The 16474-nt window shown below is 65.3% G+C and carries 11 protein-coding genes; 9 read left to right on the top strand and 2 right to left on the bottom strand.

Annotated features, from left to right (window positions below; all coding sequences use genetic code 11):
• Positions 1–48 precede the first annotated feature (48 nt).
• Positions 49–6069: a hybrid sensor histidine kinase/response regulator gene (locus BLW02_RS02850; RefSeq protein WP_092696919.1), complete on the top strand. Its 6021-nt coding sequence runs from the start codon at positions 49–51 to the stop codon at positions 6067–6069.
• An 87-nt stretch (positions 6070–6156) separates the two neighbouring features.
• Entirely contained in the window at positions 6157–7323 is a 1167-nt protein-coding gene (locus BLW02_RS02845) for a PilT/PilU family type 4a pilus ATPase (RefSeq protein ID WP_092696918.1), read from the top strand.
• Between the two features lie 33 nt (positions 7324–7356).
• Here the strand turns inward: BLW02_RS02845 and BLW02_RS02840 are convergent, their stop codons facing one another.
• Complete coding sequence (locus BLW02_RS02840) at positions 7357–8835, bottom strand: cryptochrome/photolyase family protein (protein WP_092696917.1); 1479 nt, start codon at positions 8833–8835, stop codon at positions 7357–7359.
• A gap of 21 nt (positions 8836–8856) precedes the next feature.
• On the opposite strand from BLW02_RS02840, the gene BLW02_RS02835 reads away from it, so the two are divergent.
• The 6 genes from BLW02_RS02835 to BLW02_RS02810 all read left to right on the top strand — a co-directional run bounded on the left by BLW02_RS02835 (position 8857) and on the right by BLW02_RS02810 (position 13474).
• The gene (locus tag BLW02_RS02835; protein WP_092696916.1) at positions 8857–9456 is read left to right on the top strand and encodes a YqgE/AlgH family protein; all 600 of its coding nucleotides are present in this window, start codon (positions 8857–8859) and stop codon (positions 9454–9456) included.
• A complete protein-coding gene (gene ruvX / locus BLW02_RS02830; protein WP_092696915.1) occupies positions 9453–9872 on the top strand; it encodes a Holliday junction resolvase RuvX in 420 nt (139 codons plus the stop codon). The genes BLW02_RS02835 and ruvX overlap by 4 nt, the downstream gene beginning before the upstream one ends.
• Positions 9869–10390, top strand: a complete 522-nt coding sequence (gene pyrR, locus BLW02_RS02825; protein WP_092696914.1) for a bifunctional pyr operon transcriptional regulator/uracil phosphoribosyltransferase PyrR — start codon at positions 9869–9871, stop codon at positions 10388–10390. The genes ruvX and pyrR overlap by 4 nt, the downstream gene beginning before the upstream one ends.
• A 2-nt stretch (positions 10391–10392) precedes the next feature.
• A complete protein-coding gene (locus tag BLW02_RS02820; protein WP_026437869.1) occupies positions 10393–11355 on the top strand; it encodes an aspartate carbamoyltransferase catalytic subunit in 963 nt (320 codons plus the stop codon).
• A gap of 79 nt (positions 11356–11434) precedes the next feature.
• Positions 11435–12730 carry a dihydroorotase gene (locus BLW02_RS02815; RefSeq protein ID WP_092696913.1) on the top strand — a complete coding sequence of 432 codons (1296 nt, stop codon included), beginning with the start codon at positions 11435–11437 and terminating at the stop codon, positions 12728–12730.
• A 6-nt stretch (positions 12731–12736) separates the two neighbouring features.
• Positions 12737–13474, top strand: coding sequence for a lysophospholipid acyltransferase family protein (locus BLW02_RS02810; RefSeq protein ID WP_092696912.1), 738 nt, complete (start codon positions 12737–12739; stop codon positions 13472–13474).
• Positions 13475–13589: 115 nt separating this feature from the next.
• Here BLW02_RS02810 and BLW02_RS02805 read toward each other — a convergent pair whose 3' ends face one another.
• Positions 13590–14654, bottom strand: a complete 1065-nt coding sequence (locus BLW02_RS02805) for an ABC transporter ATP-binding protein (RefSeq protein ID WP_092696911.1) — start codon at positions 14652–14654, stop codon at positions 13590–13592.
• Positions 14655–14759: 105 nt separating this feature from the next.
• Here BLW02_RS02805 and BLW02_RS02800 point away from each other — a divergent pair, with 105 nt between their 5' ends.
• A complete protein-coding gene (locus tag BLW02_RS02800) occupies positions 14760–16388 on the top strand; it encodes an ABC transporter permease (protein WP_092696910.1) in 1629 nt (542 codons plus the stop codon).
• Positions 16389–16474 lie beyond the last annotated feature (86 nt).

Here is a 16474-nt window from a genome sequence, read left to right as displayed (position 1 = left end):
CATCAAGCAGTCATCAACCAGCGGCTCACTGCAGCCGGGGACGAATTCATGCCATCTATTGATGTCAACAATGCACCGGCCGCGGATGAAATCCAGGGCGTTCAGGATCTGGGGCCTCTGGCATGGGTGCTTGACGAACTGCGCAAATCACTGGATGGAGCTGTCAAGGCAATGCGCCGTTTTGTGCGGGACGCAGAGCTGGCGCGAGAGTCCGATCTGGCCTCGTTGGATGCCGGAGCCTTGCGTATTGCGCGCCAGCAGCTCCATCAGGCCAGCGGAGCGCTTGAAATGGTGGGCATGGGTTCGCCGGCCCTGGTCTTGCGAGCCATGGAGTCGGCCGTACAAAAGTTTGTGCAACGCCCTGAGCAATGCACAGACGATGCTGCTGCGGTGATCGAGCGTGCCAGCTTCGCCCTCATCGAATATCTCGAAAACGTGCTGGGAGGCAAGGCTGTTTCTGCGGTCGCCCTTTTTCCTCAGTACCGAGACGCCCAGGCGCTGGCAGGGGCCGAGCGTGCGCACCCTGCAGATCTGTGGCCGGCGGAGCGTCGTTTCCGTGAGCCGGAAGATTCCGTGGCAGCCACGCCGTTGCCATACGGCCCCGAGGCACGGGCGCGCCTAGATTCTGCAGTATTGAAAATCGTCAAATCGGGCGATCAGTCGGCCGCGACGAGCATGCGCGAAATCTGCCTGGGTTTTGCTGCGGCCCAGTCCGACCGCCAGTCGCGGGCTTTCTGGAAGATCTGTGCCGGTTTCTTCGAAGCACTTGGCGCAGGGCTGCTGGCGCCCGACGTCTACGTGAAGCGGGTGGCGTCGCGCGTGCTGATGCAGTACGCCACCTTGGCCAAGGGCGACGATGCCATTGCTGATCGCTTGGTCCAGGATCTGCTTTTCTTCTGTTCACAGGCGAATCTCGCGGGCGGTGAGGCGGATAAGGCGCCGGCTCTCGAAGCCGTCAGAAAATCCTTTGGTCTGGAGCGATTCAAGCCGGTAGATTATGAAATCGCGCGTTTTGGCCGGTTTGACCCGGCCTTGCTGGCGCAGGCGCGCAAGCGCATCGCATCTGCTACCGAAACCTGGTCCGCGCTGGCAGGTGGAGACCGCAACAAGCTCAAGCCGGCAGCGGATCAGTTCAGTCTGGTTTGCGACTCGCTGCGCAAGCTGCATCCGGGAAGCGAAAGTCTCGCCGCAGGCCTGACGCGGGCCCTTGAGTCCACAACCCGCTCGGGGGAACCGCCGTCACCAGCGCTGGCAATGGAGGTGGCAACTTCAGTGCTTTACCTGCAGGCCGCGTTTGAGGAGCTGGATGCGGATGACGGACTGATGGAGTCGCGTGCAGAGCGCCTGGCGCAGCGGCTGGACGCTGTGGTCGCGGGCGCGGAGCCAGAGCCGCTTGAACTCTGGATGGAAGAGCTGTACCGCCGGGTCAGCGACAACCAGACAATGGGCAGTGTGGTGGATGAATTGCGTTCCACACTGGGTGAAGCCGAGAAAGCGCTGGACCAGTTTTTCCGGAATTCCCAGGATACGGAGGTGTTGGCGGCAGTGCCGGGCCACCTGGCGCAGATGCGTGGCGTCTTGTCCGTTCTGGGACTGGAGCAGGCATCGCTGGCGGTGGTGCGCATGCGTGACACCGTGGAGCACTTGCTCATCAATGACATTCCTGAAGAAGATCGACAGCCAGCGTTTGAAAAGCTGGGCAACAGCCTGGGAGCGCTCGGATTTCTGATTGACATGCTGAGCTACCAGCGCACGATGGCGCGCAAGCTCTTTGTTTACGATGAAGAGCTCGGGGAGTTGCGTATCCTGGTGGGCAAAACCCGCGCCCGTGCCACCGATGATGTGGCAGAAGCACCGGCCAAGATGGAGGAGCGTGCGGCTCCGTCTCTGCCGGATGTGGTACCACGTTTTCCTGCGCAGGAGCAGGCTGCGGTGGCAGCGGCGTTGGCCCAGATACCTGATGCCGGTCCCCAGCCAGAGGCGGCAACGGAAGTGCTGTCAGCGGATATTTTCTTTGATCTCCCGTTGCCGGAGGATCTTCCTTCTGCTGCATCCGTCCCTCCCTCCGTCGCAACCCCTGCATCAGCGACCGCGTCAGAGCCTGGATTGGACGATGAGTTGCTGGGCGTTTTCCTGGAGGAGGCCCGTGAGGTGGTGGCTACAGGTCTGGCAGCCATTGAAGTGCTGTCCGAAGAGCCAGCCAATCTGAGCGAGCAAACCACCTTGCGTCGTGCGTTTCATACCCTCAAGGGCAGCTCGCGCATGGTGGGGCTCCATGATTTCGGCGAGGCGGCCTGGTCCATGGAGCAATTGCTGAACGCCTGGCTGGCCGAGCAAAAGCCCATGCAGCCCAATTTGCTGCAGTTGTCGTCGGATGGCTTGCAGGCGTTTGGCCGCTGGGCCGATGATATCTCTGCAGGATCTGCGTTGGTCTGGGGGGCTGAAGCATTCCGCCGTTCCGCCGATGCCATGCGCCTTGACGGCACTTTGCTGCCGCTCATGGCGCGGGGGGCGGCCGTGGCGCCAGTCGAAACAGACGCTGTCGCGACAGCCGTCCTGCCCGCACCGCAGGCTGGCGTGGACGCGGTGGACGCGGTGGACGCAGCGCTTGCCGTCGCCGCCGTGCCTGAGCCATTGCTGGCGGATGGCGCCGAAGCGGAGACGGAAGCGGAATCGGCTGCAGAAAGTCTGGCGTTGGATGTTTCTGCGGCGACCGTGACGGAAGACATCGATTTCTCCGTGTTCTCCGAGGCCCTGAACGAAACTGGGGCCACGGCGGAGGTGGTGAGTGAGTCCATCCCTCTGGATCTGGAGTTGCCCGATTTGGTGCCAGCGCCTGATGTGGCCATGGATGCCGCCTCCGGCGATCTGCCTGCCACGGTTGCAAGCCCGGACGATGGGGGCGCATCTTCGTTGTTGTCCGGCGATGTGCCGGAGTTCCTGGCGGACGCTGCACAGGATGCCAGCCTCGCTGGCACGGGTGTGGATGTGAGCTTGCCAGAGGCTGGGCTTGAGCCTTGCGTCGTGCCAGTCTCGGAGCCCGAGGAAGAAACGCCGACGGATGAGGCGGTCAAGGTGATCGAGACCTTGCGAATCGGTATCCCCCTGTACAACGTGTACCTCAATGAGGCTGACGAGTGGTCGCGGCGACTGGTTACCTGTATGCAAGAGTGGGCGCTCGAGTTGCATGAGCCTTTGCCGGACATGGCAGTAGCTCTGGCCCATTCGCTCGCTGGCAGTTCGTCGACCGTGGGGTTCTCGGCACTGTCCGACCTGGCCAGGGTGGTCGAGCACGCGATGCAGCATGTCCAACTGCAGTCTGGTGGTACCGTCGAACAGGCCGAAGCGTTCATGGCCGCCGCGGACGATATTCGCCGTCTTCTGCACCAGTTTGCGGCAGGGTTCCTCAAAGAGCCGAACGAAGCAGTATTGCAGCAGCTGCGCCAGATCCTCGAAACCGAGGTGGCCAATACCCTGCCACCTCCGGAAGATGAGTTCGATGACATCGCTCTTCCGAAGGATGGCGTACCGGCTGCCAGCGTCGGTCCTGACTTCGTTGTACCGGAGCTGCCGATTGCGAAGGCGGCGGAAGTGGCCGCTGCTGGGTATGTGGCCCCGGCGCTCTCCGTGGTGGGAAGTGACCATGACCAGCCCATCGACGATGCCATGGCCCATGGCGTCTCCGAGCGGTCGGATGTGGATGATGACATTGACGCCATTGACGTCATTGATCCCGATCTGTTCCCCATCTTTGAAGAAGAAGCCGCGGAACTGCTGCCCCAACTGGGTGGCGCATTGCGACAGTGGGCATCCCGTCCGGACAATCTCGGTGCGCGCAACGAGGTACTGCGGGCCTTGCACACCCTCAAGGGCAGTTCCCGCCTTGCCGGTGCCATGCGCCTGGGAGAGATGTCCCACCGACTCGAATCGGCCATCGAACAGCTGGACATGGAGTCTGTCACGACGGACCAGATTGAACCGTTGCTTGCGAGTTTTGATGGATTGCAGGCGAACCTCGAGTTCCTGCGCGCCGTCGGTGCGCACGGGGCAGCTGGCGCCGACGGCTCTTCCCCTACGGTTCCGAGCGATCTGGGTACCGCTGCGAATGGTTCAGGTGCCATCTTGGCAGCTGTGTCGCCTCCAAAGCCCTCGGTAAGGCTTCCGGGGCCCTCGCAGCTGGCCCCTGTGCGCGTGGCGGCCAACCAGTCGGTGCGTGTGCGTGCGCAATTGCTGGACCGCCTGGTGAATCAGGCGGGCGAGGTCATGATCAGCCGCTCGCGTCTGGACGCGCGTCTGGGTCAGTTCCGCAGTTCACTGGCGGATCTTTCGGGCAACCTGGACCGCCTGCGTCAGCAGCTGCGTGACATCGAGGTGCAGTCCGAGTCGCAGATGCAGTCGCGACTGGCACTCTCAAAGGATTCCGCCGCCGGATTCGACCCGCTGGAGTTCGACCGTTTTACGCGGGTACAGGAACTCACGCGCATGATGGCCGAGTCGGTGAACGACGTTGCCACCGTGCAACGCAACCTGCAGCGTGCCATGGAAGGCGCCGAGGACGACCTGATCGCTCAGGGCCGCCAGGCGCGTGAGTTGCAACGCGATCTCTTGCGCACACGCATGGTGGAGTTCGAGGGCATCGCCGAGCGTCTGTATGCGGTGGTGCGCCAGGCATCCAAGGAAACCGGCAAGCAGATCAAACTCGACATCACGGGTGGTTCCATCGAAATGGACCGTGGCGTGCTCGATCGCATGACGCCCGCCTTCGAGCATTTGCTGCGCAATTGCGTGGTGCATGGCATTGAAGCATCCGAGGTCCGTGTGGCTGCGGGCAAGCCCGCATCGGGCACTATCACCGTGGATTTGCGCCATGAAGGCAATGACGTATCGGTTGAATTCCGGGACGATGGCGCCGGTCTGGATCTGCAGCGCATCCGAGAAAAGGCCATGGCCCAAGGGCTCGTGCAGGTCGACGCGGACATCAGTGATACCGAAGCTGCCAACCTAATCTTCATGCCAGGCTTTTCCACGGCATCCGAGGTGACAGGCCTGGCGGGACGCGGCATCGGGATGGACGTCGTGCGTTCGGAAATCAATGCCCTGGGTGGCCGGATTGAAACCTCGACCGAATCGGGCAAGGGTGCCGCCTTCCGCATGGTGCTGCCTTTGACCACTGCAGTGACGCAGGTGGTGATGTTGCGTGCGGGAGATCTGGTCATCGGCGTGCCGGCCAACGTGGTTGAAATCGTGCGGCGTACCACTGCTGCAGATCTTGAGGAAGCGTATCGCACAGGTTACTTTGACGATGGCTTCGAACCATTGCCATTTTTCTGGGTCGGTGCATTGCTTCAGGCTTCAGCGCGCAGCAGTGAAGCCGCCGGCAAGACGCGGCCTGTGGTGATTTTCCGCAGTGCGTCGCAGCGCATCGCCATGCATGTGGATGAAGTGCTGGGCAACCAGGAAGTCGTGGTGAAGAACCTGGGCGCCCAACTGTCGCGCCTGCCAGGCCTGGCCGGCATGTCGGTGCTGGTTTCTGGCGCCGTGGTGCTGATCTACAACCCGGTGGCGCTGTCCACGGTGTATGGCGACCAGGTTCGTGCAGCCAGTGCCGGCTTGCCCGCCATACTGGAAGCCGAAAGTCCTGACGCCGGCAAACCGCCCGCTTCGATGCTCGCAGGCCCCACCCAGGTGCCTTTGGTGCTGGTGGTGGATGATTCCATCACCGTGCGCCGTGTCACGCAGCGATTGCTGCAACGTGAGGGCTATCGCGTGGCGCTCGCTGCCGATGGCCTGCAGGCCCTGGAGCGCTTGCAGGAAGAGCGTCCGACGGTGGTGTTGTCCGACATTGAAATGCCGCGCATGGACGGATTTGACCTGGCACGCAACATCCGGGCAGACGGTGCATTGAAGGGGTTGCCGATCATCATGATCACATCCCGCATCGCAGAAAAGCACCGCGAGCATGCGATGGAACTGGGAGTCAACCACTATCTGGGCAAGCCGTACTCGGATGAAGAGCTGCTCAGCCTCATCCAGCACTACGCTCGGCTGGAGGCGACTGCAGAGGCATGATCTGGGTTGACTGGCCCGCAGGGGCCGGTCAATCGGTGCAGCCTTGCTGGCAGCGCCGATAAGATGCCAGCATGATCAGGAGACCCCATGGATTCGGTAACACCTGAGGCGGACAGCCGTCTGTTGTCCTGCCTTGCACTGATGGTGCGCGAAAGCGCTTCGGACCTGTTTCTCCTGGCAGGTGCGCCGCCCACACTCAAGCGGCAGGGGACATTCCTGCCCATCACCAAGGGTTCGGTGACGGCAGAGGATGTCCGGGCGATGGTCTATTCGATCATGGGCAAGGCGCAGATCGAAGAATTTGAAGCGTCGAAGGAGTGTGATTTCTCGTTCCAGACGCAGGACCAGGCCCGCTTTCGGGTGAATGTGCATCTACAGCGCGGCAATGTGGGCGTGGTCGTGCGCCATGTCACGGCCAGGATTCCCAGCCTTGACGAGTTGGGGCTGCCCCCCGTGCTCAAACAGCTGGCGTTTCTGAAAAGCGGGCTGGTGCTTGCCGTGGGGGCGGCAGGCTCGGGCAAGACCACCACGCTGGCCGCCATGCTCGACTACCGCAATGAGCACACTGCGGGCCATATCCTCACGGTGGAAGACCCCATCGAATACCTGCACACGCACAAGAAATCGCTGGTGACGCAGCGCGAGGTGGGGCTGGATACCGCGTCTTACGACGAGGCCTTGCGGCGCGCCATGCGGGAGGCGCCGAACGTGATCATGATCGGCGAGATCCGCGACCGGGCCACCATGCAGCATGCCCTGCACTACGCCGAGTCGGGGCATCTGTGCGTGTCCACCCTGCATGCCAGCAACGCCAACCAGGCGGTGCAGCGCATCCTCAATTTCTTTCCCGAGCCAGCCCACCGCCAATTGCTGATGGATTTGTCCTTGAACCTGCAGGCGGTGGCGGCACAGCGGCTGGTCAAGAGCGTGCAGGGCTCGGTGGTGCCTGCCATGGAGGTGATGCTGCTCACCCCCTATGTGTCGGAGCTGATCCAGAAAGGCCAGGTGGACGAGCTCAAAACTGCCATTGTGCGCAGTGGTGAGCAGGGCATGTGCACCTTTGACCAGTCGCTGTTCGAGCTGTATGAACGCGGCATCATTTCGCCGGACGAAGCCGTGGCCCATGCCGACAACCGTACCGATGTCACGCTGCGCCTGCGCCTGGCCTCGGGCACGCCCCTGGAGATGGACGGGATGCGCATGAGCGAGCAGAAGATCGAGGATGCGCCCCAACGCACCCGAGGCCCATTGTGATGGCCCCGGCCACGGTGGGCCCACGATGGGCAATCATCCCGTCTTGACGACTGCATAGCGCTGCAGCGTGCGCAGTCTGGCCGTGTCATGGTCGATCACCGGTTGCGGGTAGGTCTGGCCCAGCACCACGCCGGCCTCCGCCAGTTCCAGCGGGCGGGCCAGCCAGGGGGCATGCAAGGCCGCGTTCGGCAGCCGTGCCAGCTGCGGCAGGTAGCGGCGGATGAACTTGCCCTCCGGGTCGAACTTCTCGCTCTGGCTGACCGGGTTGAAGATGCGAAAGTAGGGCTGCGCATCGCAGCCGCTGGAACTGGCCCATTGCCAGCCACCGTTGTTGGCGGCCAGGTCAAAGTCATTGAGTCGCGCGGCAAAGTAGGCCTCACCCCGGCGCCAGTCCAGCCCCAAGTCCTTGACCAGAAAACTCGCCACCACCATGCGCAGTCGGTTGTGCATGTAGCCCGTCTGGTTGAGCTGGGCCATGGCCGCATCCACCAGCGGGTAGCCGGTGCGGCCCTCGCACCAGGCGGCAAACAGGGTGTCTGCCTCGGGGCCTGATTCCCACTGGATGGCGTCGTAGGCCGGCTTGAAGCTGTGGCCCGCCACATGGGGATGGTGGTGCAGGATCTGAAAGTAGAAGTCGCGCCAGATCAGCTCACTCAGCCAGGTGGTGGCGCCCGGGTTGCCTTCCTGCATCAAGCGGTGCGCGGTGCGCGCCAGCAGCCGGGGCGAGATGGTTCCAAAACGCAGGTGCACGCTGAGATAGCTGGGGCCCTTGATGGCCGGGAAGTTGCGCGTGTCGTCGTACCGCTCCATGCGCTCCAGAAAGTCGTCGAACAACTGCTGCGCGCCGCTGGCACCCGGGGGCAGTTGGCGCTGTGACAAGGCGGTGGTCTCGAACCCCAGTGACGCCAGCGTGGGGACAGGTTGGCCGTGTTCCAGCGGGCGAGCTGCCAGGCGGTGCGCATGGCGCTCCACAGGGTAGCTTTTCAGCTGGAAAGCGTCGATTTTCTTGAGCCAGGCATTTTTGTAGGGCGTGAACACGCTGTACGGCTTGCCGGTCTGTGTCAGCACCTCGCTGCGCTCCAGCAGGGTGTGGTCCTTGAAGGTGTGGAAAGCCCGTCCGGCAGCGGCCAGCCGCGTGCGTACGAGGCTGTCGCGTTCCAGGGCCTGGGGCTCGTCATCGTGGTTCGCAAACACGGCCTGCACGCCCAGGCTTTCGGCCAAGGCCGGAATGGCGTCACTGGCCACTGCGTGCAGCACGATCAGGCCCCCCTGCGTGTGGCCAGAGAGCGCGCGCAGTGATGCATCGAGTTCGACCAGTGACGCGCGGATGAACTCGACCCGCCGGTCCGCCCGCGGGAGGGTATCCAGGATCTCGCGGTCAAAAACAAAGGTGCAATACACCTGCTGGCACTGCGTGAGAGCGCGGTACAGTGCCGCCTGGTCGTGCGCGCGCAGGTCGCGCCGGAACCAGACAAGACCGCTGGGGTAAGAAGGCTCGGAGGAGGGCGCCATGTTCGCCGTTAAAATTGGAATATGTCTTTCGATTCTGCGCCCATCAACCTGACGCATCACTTCCTGATCGCGATGCCCGGTCTGGAGGATGAGTCTTTCTCGCGCAGCGTCATTTACCTGTGCGAGCACAGCGCACGCGGTGCGCTGGGCCTCATCATCAACAAGCCCTCGGACATCACGCTCAAGAGCCTTTTTGACAAGGTGGATCTGTCGCTGCGGCGCGAAGATCTCACCCGGGAACCGGTGTTCCAGGGCGGGCCGGTGCAGACCGAGCGCGGCTTTGTGCTGCATGAGCCCATGCTCATGGACAAGGCCGAAACCGACGAGTCGGCCTATGCCTCCACCATGACCATTCCTGGCGGCCTGGAGATGACCACTTCCAAGGATGTGCTAGAAGCCTTGTCCACCGGCGCAGGCCCCCGCCGCGTGCTCATCACGCTCGGCTATTCGTCGTGGGGTGAGGGCCAGCTCGAGTCGGAGTTGGCCGAAAACGCCTGGCTCACCGTGGCGGCCGATCTGTCGGTGATCTTCGACACCCCCGTGCCCGAGCGCTACGACCGGGCCCTGTCGCTGCTGGGCCTGCAGGCCTGGATGCTGTCGCCCGAGGCGGGGCACGCATGACCGGCTTGCCCGTTCAGCCCGCTGTTCCTGCGCATTTTCAGACCTTTCTTGCTTTCGATTTCGGCCTCAAGCGCACGGGCGTGGCCACGGGCAACCGGATGCTCAAGAGCGCCACGCCGCAGGCCACCATCAAGGCCGAGGGCGATGCCCGCTTTGTGCAGGTGGCGCAGCGCATCAAGGAATGGCAACCCGACGCCCTGGTGATCGGCGTGCCGTACCACCCTGATGGCGCGAGCCACGAAAACACCGAGCGCGCGCTCAAGTTCGGCCGCCAGCTGCGCGGGCGATTCGGTTTGCAGGTGTTCGAGGTGGACGAGCGCTACAGCACCACCGAGGCCATCGCGGGCGGTGCCAAGGACGCCGACGCTGCTTCGGCCTGCATCATCCTGGAACAGTTTTTGAGGAATCTTCCATGACCACTCCCTCCCAAGCCAGCGGGGGCAGCCTCGTGCTCGACGCCGAGGCGCTGTACCGCGAGCTGCTGCGCGGCGTGCGCAGCATGCTCACTCCCACCACGCGCCTGGCAGGCATCGCATCGGGCGGTGCCTGGCTGGCCGAGCGTCTGCAGAAAGACCTGGGCCTGGAAGGCCCGCACGGCGTGCTGTCCTCGGTCATGCACCGCGACGACTTTGCCCAGCGCGGCCTGTCGGCCAGTGCGCAGACCGCGCTGCCCTTCGACGTGAACGGCTCTGATGTGCTGGTGCTCGACGACGTGCTCTACACCGGCCGCACCATCCGCGCTGTCCTCAACGAGCTGTTCGACTACGGCCGCCCTGCCAGCGTGCGCCTGGCCGTGCTGGTGGACCGGGGCGGACGCGAGCTGCCCGTGCAGGCCGACTTTGCTGCCGCGCGCGTGGCCCTGCCCGCAGCCCAGTCGCTGGCCCTGGCGCGCGACGACAGCGGCACCTTCCAATTCCAAGTCAAAGAGGCCTGACCGTGCTGCACAAGCGCAACCCCCAACTCAACGACAACGGCGAACTCATCCACCTGCTGTCCATCGAAGGCCTGCCGCGCGACATCGTCACGCACATCCTCGATACGGCCGCCAACTTCGTCAGCGTGAACGACCGCGAGGTCAAGAAGGTGCCGCTATTGCGCGGCAAGAGCGTGTTCAACCTGTTCTTCGAGAACAGCACGCGCACGCGCACCACCTTCGAGATCGCGGCCAAGCGCCTGTCGGCCGACGTGCTCAACCTCGACATCGCGCGCAGCTCGGCAGCCAAGGGCGAGTCGCTGCTCGACACCATCGCCAACCTCTCGGCCATGGCGGCCGACCTGTTTGTGGTGCGGCACAGCGAATCGGGCGCGCCCTACCTCATTGCCCAGCATGTGGCGCCCCATGTGCATGTGATCAATGCGGGCGATGGCCGGCATGCCCACCCCACGCAGGGGCTGCTGGACATGTACACCATCCGCCACTACAAAAAGGATTTCAGCAACCTCACCGTGGCCATTGTTGGCGATGTGCTGCACTCGCGCGTGGCGCGCTCGGACATCCATGGCCTGACCACGCTGGGCTGCCCCGAGGTGCGCGTGGTGGGCCCGCGCACGCTGGTGCCGTCCGACATGGCGCAGATGGGCGTGCGCGTATGCCACACGCTCGAAGAAGGCATCAAGGACGCCGACGTGGTCATCATGCTGCGCCTGCAGAACGAGCGCATGAGCGGCGCGATGCTGCCCTCCAGCCAGGAGTATTTCAAGAGCTTCGGCCTCACGCCCGAAAAGCTGCAACTGGCCAAGCCCGATGCCATCGTGATGCACCCCGGCCCCATCAACCGGGGCGTCGAGATCGACTCCGCCGTGGTCGATGGCAAGCAGAGCGTGATCCTGCCGCAGGTCACCTTCGGCATTGCGGTGCGCATGGCGGTCATGTCCATCGTCGCGGGGAACGAAGCGTGACGCGTGGAATGAATACTCCTGTTTTCATAGCTGCTAGCGCTTACCCTCTAAGAACTAGCAGCCAATTTGGCTTGAAATCATGAAAATCCTGATCCAGAACGGCCGGGTGATCGACCCCGCCTCGGGCTTCGACCAGACCTGCGACATCGCGCTGGCAGCGGGCCGCATCGTCGGGGTGAACCGCGTGCCACCCGACTTTGCGCCCAACCGCACCATCCATGCCGCAGGCTGCATCGTCTTGCCCGGCCTGGTGGACTTGGCCGCGCGCCTGCGCGAGCCCGGCCACGAGCACGAAGGCATGCTCGAATCCGAAATGGCGGCGGCCGTGGCCGGTGGCGTGACCAGCCTGGTCTGCCCGCCCGACACCGACCCCGTGCTCGACGAGCCCGGCCTGGTGGAAATGCTCAAGTTCCGCGCCGAGAAGCTGCACCAGTCGCGCCTGTTCCCGCTGGGCGCGCTCACGCGCGGCCTGGCGGGCGAGGTGCTGACCGAGATGGCCGAGCTCACCGAATCGGGCTGCGTGGGCTTTGGCCAGGCCGAGGTGCCGCTGGCCAGCACGCAGGTGCTGCAGCGCGCGCTGCAATACGCCGCCACCTTTGGCTACACCGTGTGGCTGCGCCCGCAAGAGATGCACCTGGGCAAGGGCGTGGCCGCCAGCGGCCCACTGGCCACGCGCCTGGGCCTGTCGGGTGTGCCCGTGGCGGCCGAGACCATTGCGCTGCACACCATCTTCGAGCTGCTCAAGACCACCGGCGCCCGCGTGCACCTGTGCCGCATCAGCAGCGCCGCCGGCGTGGAACTGCTGCGCCGCGCCAAGGCCGAGGGCCTCAAGGTCACGGCCGATGTGAGCATCAACTCGCTGCACCTCACGGATGTGGACATCGGCTTCTTCGACAGCCGCGCCCGCCTGTCGCCTCCGCTGCGCCAGCAGCGCGACCGCGATGCGCTCAACGCGGCGCTGGCCGACGGCACCATCGATGCGCTGGTGTCCGACCACACGCCCGTCGATGAAGACGCCAAGACCCTGCCGTTTGCCGAGGCGGAGCCCGGCGCCACTGGACTGGAGCTGCTGCTCTCGCTGGCGCTCAAGTGGTCGCAGGACAGCGGCGTGCCGTTCGTGCGCGCCCTGGCCACGGTCACCTCCGAGCCGGCGCGGGTGCTGGGCAGCGCTTTAGGCACCTTGCAGGCCAGCGTGGGCCAGATCGTCGAAGGTGGCGTGGGTGACCTGTGCATCTTCGATCCCCAGGCCGCGTGGACGGTGCAGGACGACGCGCTGCGCAGCCAGGGCAAGCACACGCCGTTCTCCGGCTACGAGCTGCCGGGCCAGGTGCGCGCCACGCTGGTGGGCGGGCAAGTCGCATTTGAACGGAGCTGAGGTGACATGAGGGATCTGCGCGCCTGCTGGCGCCTGCTGCGTGTGCTGGGCCACATTCTCAAGGGCCTGGTGATCGTGGCGGTGCGCTTTCCGGCGCTGTCGCCCGACCAGCAGCATGCCCGGGTGCAGGCCTGGTCCATGCAGTTGCTGGCCCGTGCGGGCGTGTCGCTGCGCATTCTGGGCACACCGCCCGTGGGCGGGCCGGTGATGCTGGTGGCCAATCACCTCTCATGGCTCGACATCCCGGTCATGCACGCGGCGCGGCATTGCCGTTTTGTCTCCAAATCGGATGTGCAGGCCTGGCCGCTGGTCGGCACGCTGGCCACCGCCGCGGGCACCCTGTACATCGAACGCAACTCGCGCCGCGATGCGCTGCGCATGGTGCGCTCCATGCACGAGGCGCTGGGGCGCGGGGAGGTGCTGGCGGTGTTTCCGGAAGGCACCACGGGCGACGGGCGGGCCATGCTGCCGTTCCATGCCAATCTGCTGCAGGCGGCGGTGACGGCCAACGCCTTCGTGCAGCCGGTGGGCCTGCGCTTTGTCGACAAGGTGCGGGGTGCGACCAGTTTCGCGCCCAGCTACATCGGCGATGAAACCCTGGTGGGTTCCATCTGGCGCACCCTGCGTGCGCCCGCGATCGAGGCGGTGGTGCACTACGGCGTGCCCGAGCAGGCCGGCGGCCGGGACCGGCGCGAGTGGACGCAGCACCTGCACGACACCGTGGACCGCCTGCGCCAGGCTTGAGGCGGATTCACCATTCTCGCGCTCGCCGTGTTGTCGCGGTGTAATTTGCTGCTATTTTGATAGCTGCTGACGCTTTCCAGATAGGCGCTATCTGCCTATTTGATCCAAAAGCTCATCAGTCGCGCGCAAACGTGACCACGTGATCGACCTGCGCCCGGATGCCAATCCACTCGCCCACGGCGTGGTTGTGGTGGCTGGGCACATGGGCCATCAGGGTCTGGCCGCTGGCCAGGCGCAGCGTGTACAGAAACTCCGAGCCGCGAAACGATTTGCGCAGAATCTGCGCCTGCACGGGCGCATGGTCGTCGTGCACCACGTCATCGGCGCGCAGCAGCACATCGCACTCGCCGCCGGGGTAGCTGGCGGGCAGGGGGCATTCGGCCAGATCGGTCAGGTCGCCCAGCGGGGTCTGCGCCACCACGTTGTTGCCGCGCTGCACCAGCCTGGCGGGGGTAAAGACGCCGTGGCCGATGAAGTCGGCCACAAAGCGGGTGGCCGGCCGGTGGTAGAGGGTGTAGGCGTCGTCCCACTGGTGCAGGTGGCCTTCGTGCATGACGCCAATCACATCGCCGATCGCAAAGGCCTCGAACTGGTCGTGCGTGACGAACAGCGCCGTGGCCCCGGCGGCCTTGAGGATGTCGCGCACCTCGTGCGCCAGGCGCTCGCGCAGATCGACATCGAGGTTGGAAAACGGCTCGTCCAGCAGCATGAGCTGTGGGCGCGGGGCCAGGGCCCGCGCCAGGGCCACGCGCTGCTGCTGTCCGCCCGAAAGCTCGTGCGGAAAGCGCGCGCCGCTGCCTTCCAGCCCCACCAGTTGCAGGGCCTCGGCCACGCGGGCGGCCTGCTCGGCCCGGGGCAGCTGGTGGATGCCGAAGGCCACGTTGCGCTCCACGCTCAGGTGCGGAAACAGGGCGTAGTCCTGGAACACCATGCCGATGCGCCGCGATTCGGGCGGCACGTTCAGGTGCGCGCTGCCCACCAGCTGTTGCTTCAGGCGGATCTCGCCGGCCGATACCGGCTCCAGCCCCGCCACGGCGCGCAGCAGCGTGGTCTTGCCGCAGCCCGAGGGGCCGATCAGCACGCCGATATCGCCCGCATGCAGCCCCAGCGTGACGCCCTGGACAGCCGCCTGGGAACGGCCTGCGTAACGCACTTCCAGTTGGGAAACCTCAAGAAACATCGCTTGATTCTAGTGGGGCGGAGCGAATGCTTAAAATTCGCATTTGCATTCCTGGACGCCCCTGTGGGTCGGTAGTGCCATTCCCTCATTTGCCGAGCCCCTGCCTTGCCCCGCACCCGCTTTTCTTTATCGACCCTGCCGCTGATCCTGCTGGTGGGCCTGCTGGCCTTGCCCGTCTTGGCGCTGCTGGCGTCGTGGCTGCCCTGGGGCGGGGTGCAGGCCGATACCGGCGCCATCCTGCGCGAGATGGCCAGCACCGTGCTGCCCCGCTACCTGTGGACCACGCTGTGGCTGGGCCTGTGGGTGGGGGTGGGCGCTGCCGTGGTGGGCACCGCGGCAGCGGCGGCTGTCACGCTGTTTGATTTTCCGGGCCGGCGCACGTTCGAGTGGCTGCTGCTGCTGCCGCTGGCCATGCCGGCCTATGTCACGGCCTATGCCTACACCGACTTTCTGCAGTTCAGCGGGCCGTTGCAGGTGGCGCTGCGCGAGACCTTCGGGCTGGAGGGGCGCCTGCTGCCAGAGGTGCGCAGCCTGTGGGGCGCCATCTGGGTCTTCACCTTCTCGCTCTATCCCTATGTCTATCTGCTGGCGCGCACGGCGCTGGGCGAGCGCGCGGCGCACCTGATGGAGGCGGCACGCCTGCTGGGCGCGCCGCTGTCCCGGCGCATCGCCACCATTGCGCTGCCGCTGGCCCGCCCGGCCGTGGCGGCTGGCGTGGCACTGGCGCTGATGGAAACCCTGGCCGATTTTGGCGTGACCAGCTACTTCGGCATCCAGACCTTCACCACCGGCATCATCAAGGCCTGGCTGTCCATGGACAACCGCATTGCCGCTGCCCAGCTGTCCACCATGCTGCTGGCCCTGGTGCTGCTGCTGCTGTGGCTGGAGCACCGCGCCGAGCGGCGCATGCGCTTCACCGCCAAGGGCACCGGCCACGCGGGCGCCACCGAGGCCCAGCCCGTGCCACTGCGCGGCCTGGCGCGCGGCCTGGCCTGGGGCGTGTGCACGCTGCCCGTGTTCATGGGCTTCGTGGCACCGGTGGCCTTCATGCTGCGACCACTGGCGTCCGACTGGTCGGTGCTGCCCTGGGACCGCTTTCTCGAATGGGCCTGGAACAGCGTGTGGCTGGGGGGCATCACCGCCGGTCTGGCCGTGGCCGTGGCCCTGGCGCTGGCCTTTGCCGTGCGCCGCAAGCCCGATCTGCTGACACGCGGCGTGGTGCGGCTGGCCAGCGTGGGCTACGCCGTGCCGGGCGCGGTCATCGTGGTGGGCCTGCTGCTGCCGGTGGGCTGGCTGCAGGCGCGCGTGCCGCAGTGGGGCGTGGGCGCGCTGGTCACCACCACGGCGGTGGGCATTGTGTGGGCGTATCTGGTGCGCTTTTGCGCGGTGGCGCTGCAGTCGGTGCAAAGCGGCTATGCGCGCATTCCCCCCAGCCTGGACGACTCTGCGCGCATGCTGGGCGCGGGCAGCGCCCGCCTGATGGCCCGCGTGCACTGGCCGCTGCTGCGGCGCTCCACCGCCGCTGCGGCGCTGCTGGTGTTCGTGGACGTGATGAAAGAGCTGCCCGCCACCATGGTGCTGCGCCCCTTCAACAGCGACACCCTGGCCGTGGTGGCTTACCAGCTGGCGCGCGATGAACGCCTGGGCGAGGCGGCCCTGCCTTCGCTGGCGCTGGTGGCCGTGGGGCTGGTACCGGTGATTCTGCTCAGCCGCACGCTGCGCGCCCGCACCTGAAGCACGCCGGGAGCCGGGGCATGGCGCCCGCCCTGCGCGCCCGCTATGCTCGGGTGCCATGGGATTGCTTGCATCCGATGATTTTT

Origin of the sequence: Acidovorax soli (assembly GCF_900107605.1) — a bacterium.
Classification (GTDB): Bacteria; Pseudomonadota; Gammaproteobacteria; order Burkholderiales; family Burkholderiaceae_C; genus Acidovorax; species Acidovorax soli.
This window is presented reverse-complemented; position numbering and strand designations above follow the sequence as displayed.

Coding starts and splice junctions, on each gene's coding strand:
- BLW02_RS02845 (WP_092696918.1), top strand. CDS start 6,157: ATGGATTCGGTAACACCTGAGGCGGACAGCCGTCTGTTGTCCTGCCTT.
- BLW02_RS02850 (WP_092696919.1), top strand. CDS start 49: ATGCCATCTATTGATGTCAACAATGCACCGGCCGCGGATGAAATCCAG.
- pyrR (WP_092696914.1), top strand. CDS start 9,869: ATGACCACTCCCTCCCAAGCCAGCGGGGGCAGCCTCGTGCTCGACGCC.
- BLW02_RS02805 (WP_092696911.1), bottom strand. CDS start 14,654: ATGTTTCTTGAGGTTTCCCAACTGGAAGTGCGTTACGCAGGCCGTTCC.
- ruvX (WP_092696915.1), top strand. CDS start 9,453: ATGACCGGCTTGCCCGTTCAGCCCGCTGTTCCTGCGCATTTTCAGACC.
- BLW02_RS02810 (WP_092696912.1), top strand. CDS start 12,737: ATGAGGGATCTGCGCGCCTGCTGGCGCCTGCTGCGTGTGCTGGGCCAC.
- BLW02_RS02835 (WP_092696916.1), top strand. CDS start 8,857: ATGTCTTTCGATTCTGCGCCCATCAACCTGACGCATCACTTCCTGATC.
- BLW02_RS02840 (WP_092696917.1), bottom strand. CDS start 8,835: ATGGCGCCCTCCTCCGAGCCTTCTTACCCCAGCGGTCTTGTCTGGTTC.
- BLW02_RS02815 (WP_092696913.1), top strand. CDS start 11,435: ATGAAAATCCTGATCCAGAACGGCCGGGTGATCGACCCCGCCTCGGGC.